Here is a 22,007-nt window from a genome sequence, read left to right as displayed (position 1 = left end):
ATTACCAATTGGTATATACCAAATGATCCAACCATGGGAGCCTACATATACCTATTCCCCATGGAAGTTTATCTACCAAAATATCTTGTGTTTTTCGTTCGATGACAATTTTAGGATTGTCTTCTTTAAAACTTAATTTGCCTGCTCTTTGTAAAAATTCGTGACGTACTAAATCTGGAGATGCATTATTGAGTACTCCCCAGTTTTCAATCACAGATTCTAGTAATTCTTCTGCTTGTTTTTTGATAGTATCTGATAATTGAATGTGTCTCTGTATCGGTTTTTTTAAAGGGATGCCACAAAGAAATTTTTCAAATAATAGCTGACTTTCTAATTGTTGTTCTTTTTTTGTTGCCAAATAATGTAGCGTGTGTACAGCGACTTCTGGATCTATAATTGTATGGGTATCATCTATAATTCCACAGTTATAGAAAAAAGGTTTTAAATACGGATGTAAAATGATCAGTCCCGCATTTGGCACATGATAGGAACCTGTATTGGTGATAAACACTTCTTCTTGTTGTGAGGTGATTTCCTTTATATAGGTGTCTATGGTCGTATTTTCCAGAGGCTTTTCTTCGCCGAATTGATTAGTAAACGTTTCATAACGAGCTGCGATCTCTTCTTGAGAAGCTTCTTTTTGAGTCGCTTCATGTATTTCTTTGTGAGCAGGAGTTGTTTGATTGGTGTTCTCCCTTCTTTCTTGAGATCTGGTTATTTGGGTGTCTGTGCTTTTCACAACCTCTTTAGTAGGTGTTGTTTTAGCTATACTATCTCCCTTTTCTTGTGCTGTAATTTCTTGATCTTTTAATATCTTATTTTTGATATTAGATAAATTATTATGTTCTTCTTCGGTGGATTTAGAGGCTATCTCTTCAGTGGTAGCTATTTCATCTAGAATTTGATCTTGTGCTCCCTCTTTCTTTTGCTGTTCTTTTTTAAAAGTGGATGTAGTGTCGTGTAAAATTGCTGGTAAAATCGTGCTTGCTTCTTTAGAAAGTCCTACAGCATCAAATACGACAATCAGTTGTGATCCTAGTGTTTCTTCACTTTGAGGGCTATGTGTGGCTTGTTTTTGTAGGACAGCTGTGATCTCTGTTTTTGTGATGTTGAAGCCCTGTTGTATGATGAATAAGACCGCTTTCGCGAAAGCGTACTCACCCACATCCCCAATAGAGGTGCCCTTCACAAGAACCGAAGCGAGTTTTTCTATAAGAACTGTTACATTTTTTGATTGTAAATAGCTGATGACTTCACTCCAAATAAAATCTCGAGAAACCGAACTGAGAGGGCTAAGGGATTTTATGAATTCATCGTGAATAAACGCGACTTCTTTTGTATGCTTGAAAGCTGCTGTAAGAAGTATTTGTAACTCCTGATTTGTAAATTGCTGAATGCATCTTTTTTTACAAATAGGCTTTAGGAGCACATTTGCTAAATGGTTTGAAAAAGAACCTTCAGCGGTAATTTGTCTGATTTCTTGTTGTGTAAATTGATTAGCATCACTGGCTGTTTTCCACCAAGGCGTATAGCCATTTTCAATAAAAAACAATAAGGATCGCGCCTGATGCTCTTGCGTATTTATAAGCACTACCTCTTCTGTTGCTTGCGACGGTGCTTTTAAAATAGCCGCTATTTTTTGAACTAGTTTTTCTTTGGTCTCTGTTTTTAAAGCGTTAAAATGGTCTTGACTATTGACAGTAATATCCAATGTGAGCTGCGGAATCTGAACAATCTCTGCAGGCAATTGTTGTTCTATACTTTTGAAATAATTTTCTAAATAAGGAAGAATATCTTCTTTTAAGAACATGCCAAGCTGATCCTTGAGATCATGAGCCACTTTTGAGCTATGGGTCTCTACCTCAAGGAACACCTTGTTTATGATATGTTCTTGTTCTAGGATCATCCTATAGGTGCGATTAGATTTAAATACTCTTGTATACGCAGTTTGGTGTATTCTGATAGTGATTCATTTTCTAAACATTGCATTAAGAATTCTCTAAGAGTGCCTTCAAGCTTATCAGGTTCTGGATCTCCCACATCAAATTGCGTATTTTGAAGTCTTTCAAGAGCTGTTTTAATAGTATTCATAATTGGATTTAACATTTCAATGTCTTGATCATTCAGCTCTTTTTGACAATGTAGAATATGAATAATGAGTCTAATTTGAACCCTTAAGTATTTTGTGAATAACTGAATGGCATCAGGTTTACTTTCTTGAAGTAATCTATTGGCTGTCTCTTCAATAGTAGCTGATAACAAGCTGTTTAACTGCCCATTATTGTCACCTGCAATGTATTTACTTAATTCTGTACTAACAGTTTCGTAGGCTTGTTTGGTAGGACGAATTACAAAATCACCTACCTCCCCATCTGGTATTGGATCAGTTTTTATAGTATCTGCATCTGCATTGATTGCCGATCCTACTATTTCATTACAATCGCTAGGCTCAACAACTTCTTCATTTATGAGTATCACGACAGGTTTTGGTCTTGGCGCAGGATCACATAAGGTACCTGAAATAGTTAACCTTGCTGTGATAGCATAACTTCCTTGTGCCTGTGGTGGAACTGAAAAGGTTGCTGAGGTAGAACTCCCTTGTCCTTCTTGTAATGTTTGCCCTGTATTTGAATCTATGAACCTCCAGTTGAAAACAGCACTAGGAAACCTCTGTACAATAGCATTAGCACCTACTGCTGTAAATGAGATAGTTCTTGAGTTATTAGGTCTCGTAATACTTGGGTTGGCTGGCGAAAATGTAAAATCTGCTATAGGAGCTTCAAGTACATTTGCAGTTAATAATGTTTCTCCATTAATAGATAGGTTTCTAAGTCCTGCACCTGCAGCACTTGGTCTAAAGACAAATCCTCCATTGCCATTAGGTTGCACTCCTGTCCCTTCTACTTCTGTGTTAGGGATATTAGGTGTAATTGTAATAGGATATTGGAAGCCATCATTATCACAGAAATCATGATTTCCACCATTTAATTCTAATGTGAAATCTGGCGAATTTACCGTGATGACTACTTCTCCGCTAACAGGTTGGAGGGTACAAATGGTTCCTGAGACATTTAAATCTACTGAGATTGGAAATTGTCCTTCAAACCCAACAGGTACGGTGAACGTCTTGGTAATTGAAACTCCTGTAGCTATTGTCCCATCTCCAAACGTCCAATTATAAGTAGCACCTGGGATATTTGGACTTGCTGTAAGCGTGATGTCTTGTGAATTTTGTGGTCGCGTAATAGGTGGATTAGGCACCTGTACAATGACTATGTTTTGAGGTTCTTGTATCTGAACTGTAAGTAATATGTCTCCATTAATAGAAAGTGCTACATTTCCAGATGATGTTACCCCTGAATTAGCAGGCGTAAACACAAAATTTCCATCAACGGTTTGACTAACTCCGTCACCTTCTACAATAGTTCCTGGTATGCTAGGAGTAATTGTAATGGGGTAAGGAGTTTCATCGTTATTACAGTAATCAAGGACACCATCAGGTAATTCTAGACTAAAATTAATATCTCCTCTAATGGTGATATCTTCTCTAACCAAGGTGTTAGGACCACATTCTCCATTTACCGTGAGTGAGATCGTAATGACAGATTCTTCAAAGCTGAATACATCAATATCAAACCCTGTTCTATTTTGTCTAATAATCTCTTCTCCAGCTATATTCCATACATATGGTGCGGTACCTACATCGGATATATTTTCTATAATAAGCCTTCCATCTGTAATTTCTACAGTGAAGTTCGGAACAGGGCCGCTATTTAAGTTAATTGTGGTTGTTTCTGTCGTTCCTACAATCCGTAAATCAATACTCTGTGAGGTTAAGACACCCGTATTAACAGGTGTGAATGTAAATGTACCATCTGTATTTTTGGTTACACCTAATCCATCTATTTCCGTTCCTGAAAAGTTTGGAGATACAGTGATCTCGTAAGATTCTGGATCATCTGTACAATATGAATTCATTTCTAATGCAATTGAAAACAAAGGATAAGGGATATTGACTAGTGTTGTTGCCGTTGCTATACATCCATTCGTATCTGTTACAAATAGTGTTACGTTAAATTGATTATCAGTGTCTTGTTCAATAAGCGTAAATGCATGTTCGAAGAACCTATCTGTACCAACAGGAATTTCATTTATATGCCATTCGTAAGAAAGTGAATCAGCATCTACCTCATCAGGAAGCTGTGCGTTGAAAAAGTAATTTCTTTTTAGAACACCATCATCCCAAAAGAAACTCCCTGAATCTTCCGAAATGTTTATTTGTAGTATTTGAGAAATTATTATTTGTGCTGTTGTAGGAAGTGAACTTATGGTAAAAGCTATAGGTTCATCAAACCGGTTAAAAACACCTGGCGTAATGACTAAGCTTGGTGTGTCTTGATTTATAAACATGCCGTCATCATCACCCCCTACAATTTCTATTAGACCCCCTTCAGGGCTTATATTTGAGAAAGGAATTTCTACAGTGGCCTCTCCTTGGGCATCTAAACAATAGGTATTTTGTATCTCTAATGATACTTCTACTGGGTTTTGAAATACAATTCCTTCTAAAATAACTTCATTAGCGCAAAGTTCATTAGTGACCGTAAGTCTCGGGAATACGGTATTATTTGGATCAATGGGTAAGGTGTAGATATGACTTACAATACTATCTGAATTAGGTCTTTCTTGAACAATTGGGGTGCCATCTCCAAAATCCCAAGCAAATACACTATTTTCATTTAGCCCAGTTCCCGTTACTTCAAAGAAAACTTCTACTTGTGTTCTAGCCTCATTATAGTTAAAATTTTCTTCTGAAACAGTGACAACAGGTTGTGGGTTTTGATATACAGTAATGACCGCAATGGTTTCCTCGTCATTGACAGTAAATCTAATCGCTGTGCCGTATAAGCTCGGGTCAAGAAGTGTTGCGTCAAAAACATAAGCGCCTTCTTCATTTTGAGTGACACCTCCAGAGATCTCTCCTTCTACAATTGCTTTAACTTCACCGTCTATGGGAGATACTGTAAACGGAATAGGCGTCGTACTATCATCCAAACAAATAAATGGCGTAGGAAGACTTAACGAGACAGGCTCTTTAGGGACAATAAAGTTGACAGGCGCACAGTCAGAACAGCACATGTAGGGCAAAGCAAAATCAGCAATAACTGTATTTTTTGCGGTTACATTTCTTATAATAATTTCATTTTCATCAAAAAAGATCTTGTTATTGGTATTGACAATTGCTGGATTGTAGAACTGAATAAAGTTTTCCCTTTTTCTAATATTTTGATCTAGTAACTCTATCGTTAATGTAGTTTGATTTGTGGTTGCTTTACATTTATGGGATAGACCCGCAACACGCCAAATATTATTGAGAAAATCTGCTAAATTTGAAACTGTTTTTTGGAGAGAATCACCAATCATGACAATTTCATTCCTAGGATTTTGAGTTCCGTCTGTGACCTTATGAAGAAATGCAAATCGTGTGCTTATTCTTCTATCCCAAAGCTTGATAATACCTTCATCACCATCTGTACCATCATCGTCTATATTGGGCTGTTCTAGAAAATTTAATTCTAAACGAACAGGTTGATAGGCAACTTTGTCTTCAGCATTTTCTGTTAAGTATGCCATTACAAAAGTCCCACCTATGGGAACACCCGCATAATGTCTAAGCCCTGGATGTTTTTTGACATATTCAGAAAGCTGTAATTGGGTTAAGATTTCTTCTTTTCTTTTTTCAATCTCTTCAAGAAGAATTGTCAATTTTTCTCCAGAGCAGCAAACAAATGAAAGTTGATTGATTAAGAGCCCTAAAATATCCTTCAAGGTGTCTTCTAAGTCAATAGTTTGATAGGTAACTTTTAGACGCTTTACAAGTTGGCAAACTTCCTCTAGTGTTAATTCGTAGGTATCAATATTTCCTGTATCTATTTCTGAAATAGATCTTGGTATTCTTTCAGAAAGGATATAGGTAACAGATAAAAGATCAACAACATCATTGTATACAAAATCACGAATATCAGGTTGTGCAACCCATTCATCGGTAGAAAGAAATTCTTCTAATTTTGATCTTGTTGCATTTTTAATATCATTTACAGAGCCTTTTTTATTTTCTTCAATAGCCTCTTTCATGTAACGACCTATTGTTTTGTCTTCTACGGTCAGACTTTCATCTATTACGTTTTTACTATATGGAAGCTGTATTTTCTTGTTAACACTTATTTGCTTGTTCTTAACTAAAATACGCTGTGCATCAATTCTTGAGGTATCTCTAGTGACGACTTCTTCTATAGGAGTATCTACTTCAATATCAGGGTTGATTTCTTTTGTGATTTTTTTTCTACCCTGAGTATATTCGATTTCTTTTATGTTTTCGCCTACTTTGTCAGTAGTAAAGCCTGAGAAAAAATTAGCCATAGAGGCTAGAATACATTCCTGCTCTGTAGTCCACGCTTTGAGCAATACACTGAGATCTTCAAACTCACAACGATATTCTCCTAAATCAATGTCTTTTGTCGTTGGATTTAAAGACAAGACTTTTACATCAAAGCTTAATCCGTAGTCTTTTTTTAACTGTAGTACTTGGTCTAACGCATCTCTATATGATTTCCCCTGTATCCCTTCTATTCTTAAAAAATCATAGTCGTCTATGTCATAAAGAAGAGGTTCTTGTATAGATAGAGAAGGAGAAAGAAGCGTTCTATGATAACTTAAATTTGAAGTTTGGATTAAATTCTGAAACTTATCATAACTCCAATGATTTAAAAAAGCTTGGTTAAGTTCATAATAAAACGGAATAGCCTTAGTTCCCAACATCCCTTGAAGTAGGGAAGGAGTTATTTTTATGTCCTCTCCTTTTTCTAGTTTTATGTAACTCTCTACGATCTCTTCTACCCTGTTTAATAAACTATGAACTCTTTTTAAGTTCGCATCTTCATGACCTATGATAGGAGACTTGTAAAAACGATGTCTTAAGGATTTATAGTGTGGTTGACTCTCTTTTAACCTTCCCAATAATAAATGTTTAGGGAACGATCCAATAGAAGGGCAACAATGCACATTAAGGTGTAACAACAATCCTTTTATTTCTGTATAAGTATCTACTAAGTCTTTTAATACGTCATAGTGGTATTGAAAATCATCAGGAACCGCAGAAGGGCTAATATCAAACAGAGATGTAATGTTAGATGAGATTGCGACTCTCCCAAATTTTTGAAAGATCACATCTAATCCAAGACTTAGATCGGCAAGCGTTTCATTATCCTTAATGAGGTTGTAATAATTTTGTTTAAGACGTATGTAATCTTTTGTATTTTCTTCTGTAAGAATATCTCTTCGTACAGCTATCTCTGGTAATGCCAAGTAATATTCATGCCAGTCATGTTCATTATAAATAGGATCATATCCCGTAATAGTCTTTGCATCATCACTAGAAACTAACAATACGCGTAATCTAGCCACTTGCTCTATGCCTTGATTGTCGCAATCTAAAGCAGTACAGAGATCTCCTTGTTTGGGATAATTCTCTAGATATAATAAAGCTACCTTATCGTCTAGTACAGCTTGTGACAAGGTGTTTAGTTGTGTATACGTAGTATTTGTAAGATCTATGTCCTCTCTTGGAAAGATTTCTAAAAGCTCTATTTGCTCTTCACCACTAAAAAAAGGAGCATACATAGCATTACTATCATCAAAATTTCTATAGTGTGTATAGGTTTTAATAGCATCCTGTACAAGTTGGAGACCTTGACTAGTTGCTTGCCCCTCAATCGCTTTTTTTGGCTCTATAAGGGCTACTAAATCACCGTCTGTAGTTACACCATATCCTTGGGAAATATAAATTTCTTTTTTAGAACCATCATAAGTAAGATCAAAGCCACAAACAATTCCCACGCCACTTAAACCTATTCTAGATAAGTGATCTTGATCTTCAAAATATTCTAAAAATTGATTTAGCTGCCCCTTCGTCAGGACTTGATTGTCACTAAATTTACTATACTGTGTCGTTATGGTAGTTAGCTTTGTGTTCATCCTAATATTTTTTTACAGTGTTCCTATATTCGTTTGTCCTAATATTATTTTGCCTTCTAATTCATCACTTTCATCATCGCAATCTAAAAGGCGCCCTACAGGGTAAATGGTATTTAAATCTCCTATCGCTTCTATTAATTCTACAAGTTCCTCAGGTTGTTTATCCTTTAGTGATGTTTTTGCAAATAGGTAGGCTTTGTATGCTTTTTCAAATGTTACAAGATCATTAGTTTGATCTTTAATACTATTCAGGTAGGCCACTCTTCTCTCTTCAATTAGAATAGGTACCTGTATTTTTTGCGCTTCTAACGCTACTATTTGTGCTTCCATATCTGCTGCAGAAGGCGTCTCGTTTTGTAGTAATTCGATTTCATCGTCTATTTGTTGTAACGCAGCAGCTTCCTCATTTTCTAATTGCTGCAAATACTGTTCTTTGACATTCTCCAAATCATTTTCGCGATGCCCTACCCAACAGATTTTTGGTAATACATGCGCAGGTAATTCTTCTTTGATGATGTTTTCCATATAGTTTCTAAAGTCAGGATTAGAAAAACGATAGGTATACCCTGGAATCACAATACTCACACGATATGAATACGGATCAATCCCGCAATCATCTTCACAGTTATCAGTGCAAATAGGAAGAAAAGGCGCTTTAAATTCTTCTTCACTTTCTTCCGAAACTTCTTCTTCTTCTTCTTCTTCTGAAACCTCAACTTCCCCATCAATATCTTCTTCGTCATTCTCTATATCCTCTTCTGGAAAATCAGGCCGCAATAAAATATGTTCTACAAGAAAAATTCCCTCTTCTGTGAATTTGAATTTCATAAAAGAAATAATACTCAGAATAGCCTTCTTAACTTCAGTAGCAGTCGCATAATATTTAAACTGTTTTGCTACAATATGATCTTTACTACTTTTAGGCTCGTCAGGGTTGATCACATCAAAAGAATATTTACCACTCTCAGACGCGTGAATTCTAATATTTCCTACAGTAACCTCATCTAGATCATCACCTTGACAGGCAGCCTCTACTTCTTTTTCAGACGTTTGAATGATTTGTAAAACAGCAAAATACAATTCCTTATTCGCTGCCGAAATGGTAGTGTATTCTTCTGTTGCAGATAGAATAATGTTCTTATTTTCGTCTTTTATTCGCCATCTAAAAACAGTTTCTGAATCCGAATTTTTTAGCGAATACACATCCACAAATGAAGTGCTTAGTGTTCTCCTGTCGTAATTTTTGATCCCAACCAAACGAGCAATCCTTTTTTGAACTCCCGAGATATTATCGGTACCCCATAAGTTATTTTTGGGCTGTTTATAGTAATTAAAAGCACTACCTCTCTCTGAACTGATCGCGATATAATCATCTAAAAACTCTTTTTTATTGGTCAGCACAATCTCATCGGTAGCCGAGCCAAATAATGCTTTCATCAAGAATGCATAGTCTCCAAATTTTTCTGCAAAACGAGCCAAAAGATGGTCTACAATCTTATTCCTACGCGTTATGGTATCATCTTGTTGTCCAAATAAGGCGTCTGTTAATACGTCATTATTTGCATCTGTTGCTAGGGTAGGATATTCTTTTACCAGCTCGTCAAAATCTTTAATATCTTCTACCACTTGCGTGAAATATGTCTTATCCAGCTTCCCGTTTATAGAGAGCAACTGTCTTACATTGCCTAAATGCTTAAAATAACTAGCCAGCACTTTGTCAAAGAAAAGAAGGTATCCTTTTAATTGTTTTACCTGTGATTTTCTCTCCGTGGTTGCCCTCGCCGAAAGACCCGACTGACCAATACCATACGTTTCTGGAAAATCATTTTGTATCGTTGTATAACTATCTGGTGCGAGATACGTACTCTCTGGAAAAGCAAGGGTTTTTTCATCTTCAGAGACTTCATTTTCAAGCGCTGCATCTTCCTTTAATTGTGCTAAATATATCGCAACTTGTGTTTTATTAATATTTAATGGAAGCACTCCTTTATTGTAACTAAAAACACTTTTATCGCATAAAACAGGCTTTGTATCTTCAGGAATACAGATCAACCATTCATTTTCTAGTTCTTCACCCGATCCACAATTTCCTATAGAAATGTCATTAATATGCTTGACACCCTCTATATTCATGATCAATTTCATAAGATCAGACAAGCGGACTTCACTTCGTAAGTCAGCTTCTTTTAATTCTTGAATATCTATAAATCCATGATCTAATGTAAAAGGACCATCAAAAATCTCATCAGGTGTATACCCTTTATCTAGCATTTGTTTGATAGAATAAAAGCGAACCGTTGTAGAAAAATAGTCGTTGATAGCAGTTAAAATTTTTGCGTCTATCAACTCCTCATCAGCTTCTGGAAGTACCTCTACACTCGCACATACCGAAATAGGCTTTGTAGGAACTGGTTTTATATCGATAAGATCCTCACATAGGTTTCTGTTTTTATGATACTTTTCAAGAATACTATCTTTTATTTTCTGAATCTCAATCTCTTTTTCTTCATCAGTGAATGTGTTGTCAATCTCTTCAAAATCAACCAAGAGTGTGTATAACCCTTTTAAATCATAGTGTCTCTTAAACTCTTCAGCCAACTCAGAAAAGTCAGTTTCTTCATACGATAGGATATCATTTTTACAGTCGGCATACACAGTTCTTTTTGCAATGCGTAACCAACAGTTTCTCACCCCGTCTATATCTATAAATAACTTTCTATAATCATCGGTCGTTACTGCCTTGGTAGGAAAGATTTCTGAAGCGTTATAAAATTGGCTAGATAAGGACGCTGACTGATTCTCTGATGCCAATACATCCTGAATAGGAAGGTCTATGCGCATCCCTAAATCAGTGATGGCATAACATAACATTTCTAGCATGGTGATCCCAGGATCATGGGAGTTATAATCAGTCCATAGACTGCCTCCTAACTCTTCTATATACTGAATCCCTAATTTCCGCAAATAATGGAAATCTAAATCGTCATTGGTCGTGACGTTTTTTGGAATGGCGATATGTGTATTTTTTACTGGCATAGTAGTTTTTCTTGTGCTTTTTTGTCTTTACAAGGCGTTAAGACCGTGCGTATAATATGTGACTTTGCAGACACTAGAATAGATCTTGGAGTAGAGGGAGTGACCACATTTCCTGTGACCACACCATCCTTTTGGATGACTACGTTTTGTAAATAATCTACATAGGATAGTTTTTCGATGTAATCAATCAAAATACTTCTGTGTAAATCAATCCCAAAAGCAACTGTTTGTTGATTGTCAAATGCCCAAGGCGAAAGAAATTTTATAATATCTTCTTCCAATTGTTTCGTATAGAAACGCTCATCGTATCCTTTTAAAAACTCAACCTCTAAAGTGACGCTCACCTCTTCATATCTGGGATTCATTACATCAGCAGTGACATGTAAGGTGTTTTGCTGGTTGATAAAGGATTTGATTCTAGTAATCAATCCTTTACTCACACGTGGCTGATAAATATCAAAAACATTCTTATTCACACTATCTGGAATGACGACTAAGGTGACATGCCCAGCGGCTACATAGTTGTCTTTGGTGGTATCATTTTCATCTTTAATATAGGTGTGATTTAAACATTTTACTTTAAATACTTCAGGAAACTCTTGAAGGATTAAATGCTCATAATCCCATAAAGTAATCGCCCGATTTTTATGACGTAAGCGCTCACTTATTCTTCTGTAAAATCGCATGTCAGACTCTTCTGGAATACCACTAAAAGAAGAATACGGTTGACTCACTCCTTTAACCTGAGGAATCCTAGTAATTAATTTTTTAATACTTCCCGCTTCGAGTCCCTTATCAAGATGGGATAACTCATTGTCATTATCTTCAAAAGTGGCACGTACCGCTTGCGTATGAATATCAATAGCTTTACAAACTGCATCATAAGCTTTATGCATTTTGGCACGCACCCAGATGTACCCTTCTGGTAATCGGGTGTTTTGTTGTGTTGCCTGTCTAGGAATCGCAAACTTCACAATCCCAGAATTCAAGAAATTATCAGTGTTATTAGAAAGAATATCATCGGTAAGGCTCTTCCAAGCATTATCACATAAAATTGCCCACTGTATTTCTTCCCGCTCTCCAAAAGAAGGCACCTGTGGATTTTCGCTTCCCTCCAAAACTTGAATAAGAAGTGCTATATTTTGCTGTACTTGTGCGTCTTTTAAGCCAATAAACAACTCGCCGCCATCACAATATCTAGGCACGAGATACGAATGGATATTAGTCGTGTCATATACATCTTTTATTCCCTTTTGATGCTTTTTAATTTTCAGATAATTATGCTCCTCACATTGCCCAAAAGGATGTACATGAAAGAGTTTAATTCTTTCTTTTGCATAGGTATCTTTTTGATTCAATATCGTAATCGGAGTCACGGTATCTATGGGTAGTATTTGTGACTGTATCTGTCTTGTTTCTTCGGCGGTATAGCTTATCGTAATATTTTCAGCTATGGGTGTATAGGGTGGGTTAGGGATGTTCCCTTCTGTGGTTGTGGTATTAACCACAGGCACGCCATCTACTATAGTAGCTGTACTCACTGTATTTCCAATCAAAGAAGATGCATATAATCTAGGGAATAGATCGTGTAAAAATGAAGTGTCTAAACGTAAACGGATAGGTCCCGTTTTATCAATATCAAAGTTCTCATTATTGATCTCAACAGTACAATGATAGCTCGTTGAGGTCTCTGGAGTTTCCTCTGGGGTCTCTGTGGTAGGTTTAAATAGGATTTGAGTTCCGTCACCTACGGGAATCCAGTTTTCTTTGTGTAATACTTCCTTTGTCGCTGTAAAATAGGCTTCGTTTGCTACAATTGCATCATTTGAGGTTTGCCCCGGAATTGCATTTTTTTTGTAGGCATCGTACCACACAGCAAAATCGTCTGGCGTATTCTTCCATGAAAAATTTACGGTGATTTCTTTCCACGCTTTCGCGAAAGCTTCCTCATAATGAATGTAAAAATTAGACGCTTTAATCGGTTGCGGTGTAAATGGGAAGAATGGCTTGTTCTGCTTTAAGAGGCCGTTGTCATTTTCTATATGAACAGAAGATGCTTCTTGCACATCGACCTTTATCTGGATAGAGGTGAGTATTCTATTGATCGTCGCACGATGAAAAGAGACACCTTCTGGTTTTGAAGTGTCAATCGAAAAACGTGTTACAGGGAATGTGGTATTGTATTTTTCAAGTAAAAATTCATCGTTATACCCTACAAAAGCAGGAATGTCTTTAGAGAGTTGAAAGGCGAGTATGAGTTGATTATTAGAGATCACTCGCGTACTCATATTGGTCGTGGTATCAGTAACAGTTTTAAGACCTATAGGGCCTACCCATTCTTCTTCACCACTGCCAGATACGGTCAGAATATTTTTTAAGATTGTTGCATTAAAATCAGTAAGTTGATGCCCTGTATCAATCGTTTCGGCAGCAAAATTGAGTGTAACCTGCACCGTTCTGACACCTTCTTTTAATAGCAAAAGGGGAGAGGCAATAGCAAATCCGATAGCTGCGTCAGGCAGCTCTGTATACTTTTTTTCTTCAGAGGTATACCCAAAAGGCAGCCAGTAAGGTGCGTCTTCAGGAAGTGGCTCTTCAGAACCATCTAGGGTATTGGCAACAGGACTTGCTTTGATTTCTTGAAGGGATACATTTTGATAGACCGTTTTTAAGGAAGCGACTTTTGCTTGATTTGCGATAAGCTCCTCGTCCGTTTTATATATCCGCTGATTCCCATTTGCGTCTACTTTCCCGTTTAACTCGGTGTCTTCAACAATTCGTTCTTCTACACTCTTTTTAGCAAGTTCAAAAATAACATGTACTTGATCAGGTGTTGCAGCACGTTTATCTACCTGCAAGATATCTTTATAATAGAAGTCTAGATGGCGCTTTGTGATTCCGTTAAATCTAGTTTTTGAGTGTTCTAATAACTGTAAAAAACTAACAAAAAGCGTAAGATGAGACGTTAGTGTGCCTTCTTTTTTAAAACCAGCTAAGACTTCTGTGATATGCTCCTTTTTCTTTTTATAGGCTCTGCTTGCGCGAAAAGGAATCACAGCATCATCAAAATTAAAATAGTTGAAAAATTCTTGCCAATCTCCTTTTGTTGTATCACTGTTTTTGGTGTCAAAATAATTGACATGCTTGGCAAAATTATAGGTAAACAGTATCCAATCTTCAACATCAAAATCGTTCAGTTCAAAAAGAGAAGGATGTAGTTGCGCTACAAATCGTTCTCCCTGACCTGTGCCGTTTCTTTTTAATACGTTATCTATGTCGTTACACTTGCCCATTGTCTTTTATGATATATCGGTTCCCTCTTCTTTATAGAATGGGAATACTACATTGGTTCTTGAATTGGTAGCTCTTACCATATAATCTATAGAAATGACGAGTTTTCCTTCTAAAGGATCTGTTTCTGAAATGTCTATTTTTAGCACGTCTATTCTAGGTTCATGGTACAAAATAGCAGTCTTGATAAGGTCTACGGTATAGGTAATGAGGGTTCTATTTAAGGATTCGAATAGTAACTCTTCCAGATTACAACCGTATTCTGGAAACATCACACGCTCTCCCAATCGGGTGGTGAGTAAAATATGCAAGCTACTCTTGATGTCTTCCTCATTAGAAATCATCTCCGTCTTCTTTTGCTCTTTTACAAACGTTGGTGGGAATGCCCATCCAGTTCCTAAAAATGAATTTTTACTATCCATGGGTTTATCCTATTAATACGGTGGGTTCTCCTAATACAATACTTCCACCATGTGCGGTGGAGTCTCCTAGTCTAGCCGCAGGCATTCCACCTATAAGCACAGTAGCAGATCCTGCTACAATACTATCTGGCGGTCCTACACAGGTTGCCATGTCACCTACTCTAGCAGCAGGAAGATTTCCTATCAGTACGGTGGGTTCTCCAGCAGGAAGGATCGGTCCGCCTACGTGAGGTACCGTTCCTGTGACCATTGGACACACATGCATATCTGTTATTCTTGCGGCGGGTGCTCCCATATTTTTTAATTTTTTATGTTTTTGAACTCCGACTAGTTCTATATACGCTTTCGTACTTCGATCAATTCAGTATAAACTTCACTTACGTGAAAGCGAACAATGGCTTAGTTCTTTACTTAATTTATTTGCACCAATGACCCTTTTAAAACAGCAATCGCACTGGTGGATACTTCGGCACCAGCAGATCCTTCTGCCTTAAATTCTGCATTGGCAGTAATTCCAACATTGGTTCCTTCGATGGTGACATCTCCAGAGGCTTTTATAGCAATATCTCCAGCACTCTCCATAGAAATTCCATTACTGTCTATGGTAATGACATTCGAATTATCATCTTCGATCACAATGGTTCCTGCATCTTCATCGAGGGAGATGATTTTCCCGGCAGGGGTAGAGATATTAATGGATTTTTTATCGTCATCAAACACGACTTTCATTTCACTTCTCGTCACAAACCCTTTTTCGTGATTGTCATCACTCGCAGTAAAAGGCGCAGGTTTTGCACTACTGTGCAACATGCCCAACACTATGGCATCGTTAGGGTCTTCATTGATAAAACCAATAATGACCTCATCACCAATTTCTGGTCTGAAAAAGGCACCTCTATTGTCTCCTGCATCTAAAGAAGCTACGCGACACCAAATTCCCTGTTCTTCATGATTGATAATAGGAATTTGTACCAAAATGCGCTCTTCTCCATCTGGGTCTTCTTCTAGTTGCGAAACCAATCCTACTTGTAATCCTGCGATGGCAGGTAAGAGTCCAGATGCAGATGGCGCACTGATGTCAAAGGTTTCTGAAAACCACTCAGGATTTAGTCCAAATTGTGCGTTTACTGTCCAGTTTCCTTCTGAAATCGTATGACTCACTCCTGTGATATAGGCGTTTCCATTAAACCGATCACCAACACCTTCTAGTTTTAAAATGGTATTCGGTTTTACAGTAGCAATGCCCTGAAATTTAACACGTCCCCTAATTTTTGCAAGTTGTTGAAATAGCCAGGTACCATCTGCCCAATCTTGTAATTCGGTGTCAGTAATGGCGCCTCCATGTCGCAATTCCATGGTTTCTAATCCAATGATGGCATTCAAATCACTCGTTGATAGATTTCCATTTAATGAAACCGACGGGTCTGAGCCGTCAATTTCTAATAGCTCTTGATCTGCATGATTCCACCCATACGAGGAGACTTTTTTGACTTGATGCCTTGCATCAATTTCTGCATCAAAATCGAGCATAGATCCGCCATAGGTGACCGTTTCTATTTCTGATTGTCCTAGGTCTGGTTTTGCAATCGTCACTTTCCCGTCATCTACAAAGCATAATTTCCCATTGGCTTGTGCTCTTGCGACCATGAAGTCCCAATCGGAAGCATTGTATTGTACGAGTTCTGGATGTGAATAATTAGTGGCTTCTACGTCTTTATCTAAGGAGTATTTTCCTAATAACTCTTCAAAGATTTCGCTGTCTTTACTTTCATAGAAATAGCTACTTTTCTTACCAATGGTCATTTTTACGGCTTCGTCTTTACACTCAATAATGAGGTGTGATACAAGCGATCTAATTTTGAGATTATGCTTGATGACAATCCCTTTAAAAATAGTTTCCTCATCCGAGTGATACCCTGCGGTAATCTCAATGCTTTTCCCTGGAATTAATAATTCTTCATTACTCAGTGCAAAATCCCGCTCTGATGCTTCGCCATCAATCAACACAATTTTTGCCATAGGAATTCTGTTCACTTCTTTGTTTACCATAATACTTTTGACTTGGTAAATGTTAGAAAGCTCCTGTCCTTCCGTTAAGACCTTGAAAGTAACAAGATCCGGACTTTGTGAAGTTTGTATGACGCCGCTATTATTCATTTATGAGGTTTTTGTCAATGGTGGAAAAAACAACTCTTGACCAGGGGTTAATTTTCTGAAATTATGAAGGCTATTCACTTTAGCTACTTCTAGATAATACTTTGGATCACCATAAATTCTATGCGTCATTAACGACAAGGTATCTCCTGCTTTTACAGTGCGATAGTGCGTTAAATCTGGCGACTGATTATTTTCTTTTGAGGTTCGTTTTTCGTGATCTTCAAAAGAGATAAATTTCGCTTTAGCGATCGCTCGTACAGGTGTGCCATCAGGTTTAAACAGTTTGTACTCTATAGACAATTCTGTAAGTACTCCTTTGTATAATAGTGCTCCCCAACTTACCGTTAGGTAATTAGGCTTATGCTTTTCACCATTGTAATCATAGACTGTTTTTTTAAAATTGGCAATGTCTTCTATGATTCCATTTCCTTGATCTTTATACACCGTATCATCAGAGCTTGCTTCTGGATCATCTCCGTAATGGATGATCACACCCGTTCTGTCAAAAAGAAATTCTAGATCTAACTCAGAAGGTAAAGACTTGGTATACTTAGGCGCGTTATTACTTGTACCCTGTGCTTGGTCTTTTTTATATTCTGCTTTAAAGGATTCTGAGTATTTCTCAGGATTTAATAAAGCGGTATACTTAGAAATCTCTTCATTAAATTTTTCATCTTTAAAGCATCGTATGACAAGCTTCTGTAACTTTCCTTCGTTCATGAGTTCTTAGCGTTCTTAACGTTCTTTTTGTTCTTTCAATTTTTCCATTACTTCTTCAACACAAGCAGCAATGATGGCTGCTGAGTCTTCACTGGCGGCTCCCGTATTAGATCCCCCACTAGCACTTGCTCCTTCGTCTACATTTATTTTTATGTAGAGTTCTTTGATTTCTATAGGCATTTGATTACAGGATATTGAAATAGTTATAGGATAGTTCTAGGGTTTCGATGACAATCTTGTTTTCTTCTGCATTAAAATCACCTACGTTCCATTTTACAGGATAGGCATGTACGATTTTCCAAGTTTGTAAAGGCTCATGTTTTTCATCTAGAAGGCTCACAGTGAGATCTACAGGTGTGATGATATACTTTTCTAATGCATCTCTGCACCAGGTGATAACTCCTGAGTCTATGAGTAATCCTCTTTTGAGCACGAGGTTTGGATACTTGGTACGTACGGGTATTTTATGCTTGAATCTATTTTCTCCTCCTTCTGCAATCTCTTCGGTTTCTAGATCTACAGAGAGCCCAGAAACCGATTGAAATTGGTGATCATTTTCTTTGTTCGAGATTCCAGAGAATTCGACTTTGAAATGAAATCCTATAGGTGGATAATAGGTGGCCATACTATACGAGTGCTAGTTTCTCATGAACAAACTCTGCCGTCTCTATAGCAATCTCGTTTCCATCGGCTTTAAAGTCTGTAGACTGTATTTTAGTGATGTATGCATTTTCTGCTTTCCAAGTAATCACAGGTTCATGCTTTTCATCTAGCATACTGATAGTAAGATCACCACGGTATTCTTCTTCGCCTTCTTGGAAGTAAACCGTCTTCACCCATTGGCTATAAAACTCTTTGCTCTTATCTGCAAAAGTTCCTCTTTTTACTGTGATATTACTGTACTTCTCTAAGCCTGGTTGTTTTGTTTTATAATATACATTGTCAGCGCCTGCTCTATATTCGATCATTTCTCTCTCAAAATCTAACCCAGAGACTTCTGTGCAATTGAATTCTGTGTCTCCAAAGGTTACTTTAAAGTGAAACTTTGGTAATGGATATGTTGCCATGATATGTTTTTTTTAAATTAATTATGAATGTTTTTGATTTCGCTTTAAGCGAAAAGGATATACCTACTTATGCCTCTTGCATTTTATGAGAGAATTTCAGGATAATGAATTCTGCTGGTCGTACGACGGCCATTCCAATTTCAATAATCATATTCCCTTCTAGAATATCTTGTGCGGTCATTGTTTCTCCTAATCCAACACTTACATAAAAAGCTTTGTCTGTGGTTGGCCCTGCAAGGGCTCCTGCTCTCCATTGTTGTGTCAAGAAGTTGTCTATCATTGCTTTAACACGTACCCATGTATTTTTATCATTAGGTTCAAAAACAAATTGTTCGGTGGCTTTTTTAATAGACTCTTCAGCCATATTAAAGAAACGTCTCACAGAGATATAACGCCATTCGTTATCATTTCCCGCAAGGGTTCTAGCACCCCATACCAAGTTTCCTTTTCCTACAAATGATCTAATGGCATTAATAGATTTACCAGCTACGGCATCTACATTTAAGTCTCTTTGATCATCATGAGAAACTTGAACAGTAGGGGCTATCACATAGTTTAAACTTACATTTGCGGGTGCTTTCCATACGCCTCTATCTGCGTCTACTCTTGCATAAATTCCGGCCATAGCACTACTTGGTGGTAATTCTAAGGGAAGATTTCCAATCTCCGTCAAAATCTGGTTGTATGCTTCGTTATCTGAAGATTCTATAGAATGTAAACTTCTACCGTGTAACTCACCATTATTGGTGTCTAAAAGGATGTTTTGATCACCTGCTAACGCTTCATCAAGAATAGCATCTTTTAAGGAAGTCCATGCTGCTGAGATTCCATCCAGAATAGTTGCATCTGTACTCTGAATAGGAGTGATTTCTGCGGGTGCGGCAGCTGACATATCTACTGTGATTAACTTTGTAATTTCTGCAACAATATTTGATGTATTGTTTTCTACAACATTGGTTACTTTTGTTGCATTTCCTTCGTCTATAAACTTTTTTAGGTTGGTAGTTAATTTTGTCAACTCACTAGTAACCGATTCTATTTTGTCAGTATCTTCAAAAAGTAAATTAAACGCATCTAATTGCGCCTGAATATCGGCTACATCAGCAGCAGCGCCTAATTCGTCTGAAAGTGCAGAAATAGCAGCATTGGCTTCAACATTAGCATCTTCTTTAACACTGATTAAGGCTTCTAAGTCTTTCAGTAAAGAAGTTAATCGCGTGTGTAGCGTTAAGGGTCTAGCACCAGAGTAATCTTTTGCTTCGCCGCCTCTTTCATCTAAATTAAGACCTTCTTTTGCTGTATTTATATTGTATAAATAATTGGCAACATCTGCTAAAGACCCATCTAAATCAGGAAGTGCTTTATCGCTAACACTCGCAATGGCACCTGGAATAGCTACATCAATACTATTTACATTGTCTGTAATTACTATTTTAGCCTGAGGATCTCCTTTGTCGATATGATTGATAACAATATCTCTATTATTAAACACATAGTTTAGACTCGTACTTAAGAAAGGGTAATAGGCAGCGCCGTATTTTAGAAAATCTTTTTCTGAGCTAATTTTGTTTCTTAAAGTTCCAATATTAGTGTCTGTAGGACTATCTGCATCATAACCTCTAGTGTCAATAATCGTAAACCTGTCTTGTAGTTCTTTACATTGTTTTAAGGCATCGTTGTAGAGTGTATAAAACTCATCATCTGTACTTAACGCCGTTGCATCTGGAAACAGAATCAATGTAGGTTCATCTACTTTTCTAATAGCGGCTAATCCAGTATTAAAATCATTTGCATTATTAATTGAACTCACAGCAGTATCTGCTGTATCTAGATCACTTCCATAACGTCCAACAGAAACGATATAACAAGGACCTCCTCCATTTGCAAAATACATTTGCAATGAATAATACATCAAGAAGGGTTCACGATCTGAAGGTTGATCTACTACAATAGAACGTTGCCTAGCATCGTCTATAAGTACATCGGTTACAGTTACATTAATTGTTTTTTCTGGTCTAGCTCCTCCAAAAAATGTTTCATACTCGAGCATAGAAGTAATACGAGTAGGCACGCCTTTTAAATCTCCCTTTATTTTGTTGGTTGCCTTTTCAGTATAACCAATGAAGGCTGGGATTGCCGTTTCAACTTGGGCTACCGATGGAGGAAACTTCACAATCTCCTCTATGTAGACTCCTGGTGTTTTGTACGTTGTCATAATTTTAATTGTTTAATTTTTGATTTAAATAAATATTTCTGAGTAGTAATCGTCGTCTTCTTTTTTTACAGCCTTCACTGTAGGATTAGGAAAGACGTAGTCTTCTGGATTGGTATCTGCTGGATCAAGACCATCAGGGTCAAAATCTTCTGTTTTAATTTCTATAAAACCATTTTTTGTAGACCATTTGGTGCTATTGGTAGTGAGTGTCGCATTGTCTGATACACTGATATATCTCCAAAAGGTTTTTTTATTTATAAAACTTAGCGTAAACTCAGGCGTGGTTTCTAGTGTATATTGTATAATGTTGTCTGGATCGGTATCATCAAACTCTAGAAGATTATTGTCATCGTCTCCTTTAATGTGCATACGTATATGACCGACGACTCCTTTTTTCTTTTTTTCTTGAATCAGTTTGTTGAGTGCTTTTTCGATTTCACCCTCTTTTTGAAGTTCCGTGAGTGTCTCATCTGCTTCGATGAGTTCAATCACGTTTGTGATAGAAAATTGCTCTATGATGGTCGTGTTTATAGCGGCATCTTCGGCAGCGATATTTTTTAGAAGTTCTCTTGTCGTGGGTGCTTTCAATAAAAAGCGTTCGTCTATAAGACCTCCACTATTTTCAAAAATACTTTCGAAGGTTTCTATCTGATCCTCTGGGACTATATTAGAAAATAAGTAACATCTGTTTTCAGAAATATCGATGAGATCTGTGTAATTATGGAAATAAGCGTCTTTAGCATGTACTTCAAAAGTCAACACGGCGTCATCATCAAAAGGGATGATAGGCATAAATTTTTCTCCGCTTTCTTGTGTTTCAACTAATACTCTGAAGCCTTGTTTATGAGGACGAATCAGCATGCGATGATTCCTGCAAGTACGTTGTGTCTTTTGAGTGGGGATTACCTTTAAATAGTCGTGTACATTATAAGGAATTAAGGCTTTTTCTTTTTCTATATCAGGTAACTCAGTATCATCTACTTCTATAGGGAGAAATTTGTCTTCCCCGCTATCTAAGAAATAACCGTGGTGTATATTGATATTAAAAAGTGCTTTATAAAACAT

The 22,007-nt window shown here is 37.0% G+C and carries 13 protein-coding genes; all 13 read right to left on the bottom strand.

What is annotated here, in order from left to right; all coding sequences use genetic code 11:
- Position 1: 1 nt before the first annotated feature.
- Complete coding sequence (locus ACFO3O_RS14450) at positions 2–1,906, bottom strand: contractile injection system tape measure protein (protein WP_379980034.1); 1,905 nt, start codon at positions 1,904–1,906, stop codon at positions 2–4.
- Positions 1,903–8,034 (bottom strand): hypothetical protein, encoded by a 6,132-nt coding sequence (locus ACFO3O_RS14445; protein ID WP_379980033.1) that lies wholly within the window; start codon positions 8,032–8,034, stop codon positions 1,903–1,905. Before ACFO3O_RS14445 ends, ACFO3O_RS14450 begins: the two co-directional genes overlap by 4 nt.
- 12 nt (positions 8,035–8,046) lie before the next feature.
- Positions 8,047–11,070: a hypothetical protein gene (locus tag ACFO3O_RS14440; RefSeq protein WP_379980032.1), complete on the bottom strand. Its 3,024-nt coding sequence runs from the start codon at positions 11,068–11,070 to the stop codon at positions 8,047–8,049.
- Positions 11,061–14,363 carry a baseplate J/gp47 family protein gene (locus tag ACFO3O_RS14435; protein WP_379980030.1) on the bottom strand — a complete coding sequence of 1,101 codons (3,303 nt, stop codon included), beginning with the start codon at positions 14,361–14,363 and terminating at the stop codon, positions 11,061–11,063. Before ACFO3O_RS14435 ends, ACFO3O_RS14440 begins: the two co-directional genes overlap by 10 nt.
- Before the next feature lie 6 nt (positions 14,364–14,369).
- Positions 14,370–14,783, bottom strand: a complete 414-nt coding sequence (locus tag ACFO3O_RS14430; protein WP_379980028.1) for a GPW/gp25 family protein — start codon at positions 14,781–14,783, stop codon at positions 14,370–14,372.
- A gap of 4 nt (positions 14,784–14,787) precedes the next feature.
- On the bottom strand, positions 14,788–15,078 hold the full coding sequence (locus ACFO3O_RS14425) for a PAAR domain-containing protein (protein WP_379980026.1): 291 nt from the start codon (positions 15,076–15,078) through the stop codon (positions 14,788–14,790).
- 116 nt (positions 15,079–15,194) lie between these two features.
- Positions 15,195–16,940: a type VI secretion system tip protein VgrG gene (gene vgrG, locus ACFO3O_RS14420; RefSeq protein WP_379980024.1), complete on the bottom strand. Its 1,746-nt coding sequence runs from the start codon at positions 16,938–16,940 to the stop codon at positions 15,195–15,197.
- Entirely contained in the window at positions 16,941–17,660 is a 720-nt protein-coding gene (locus tag ACFO3O_RS14415) for a CIS tube protein (protein WP_379980022.1), read from the bottom strand.
- A gap of 15 nt (positions 17,661–17,675) precedes the next feature.
- On the bottom strand, positions 17,676–17,840 hold the full coding sequence (locus tag ACFO3O_RS14410) for a DUF5908 family protein (protein ID WP_379980020.1): 165 nt from the start codon (positions 17,838–17,840) through the stop codon (positions 17,676–17,678).
- A gap of 4 nt (positions 17,841–17,844) precedes the next feature.
- Positions 17,845–18,285 carry a phage tail protein gene (locus tag ACFO3O_RS14405; RefSeq protein ID WP_379980018.1) on the bottom strand — a complete coding sequence of 147 codons (441 nt, stop codon included), beginning with the start codon at positions 18,283–18,285 and terminating at the stop codon, positions 17,845–17,847.
- A gap of 1 nt (position 18,286) precedes the next feature.
- Entirely contained in the window at positions 18,287–18,727 is a 441-nt protein-coding gene (locus tag ACFO3O_RS14400; RefSeq protein ID WP_299211901.1) for a phage tail protein, read from the bottom strand.
- Between the two features lie 67 nt (positions 18,728–18,794).
- Positions 18,795–20,942, bottom strand: a complete 2,148-nt coding sequence (locus ACFO3O_RS14395; RefSeq protein ID WP_379980015.1) for a phage tail sheath family protein — start codon at positions 20,940–20,942, stop codon at positions 18,795–18,797.
- A gap of 24 nt (positions 20,943–20,966) precedes the next feature.
- The gene (locus ACFO3O_RS14390; protein WP_379980013.1) at positions 20,967–22,007 is read right to left on the bottom strand and encodes a hypothetical protein; all 1,041 of its coding nucleotides are present in this window, start codon (positions 22,005–22,007) and stop codon (positions 20,967–20,969) included.

It is taken from the genome of Dokdonia ponticola, assembly GCF_042653865.1.
GTDB classification, from domain to species: domain Bacteria; phylum Bacteroidota; class Bacteroidia; order Flavobacteriales; family Flavobacteriaceae; genus Dokdonia; species Dokdonia ponticola.
This window is presented reverse-complemented; position numbering and strand designations above follow the sequence as displayed.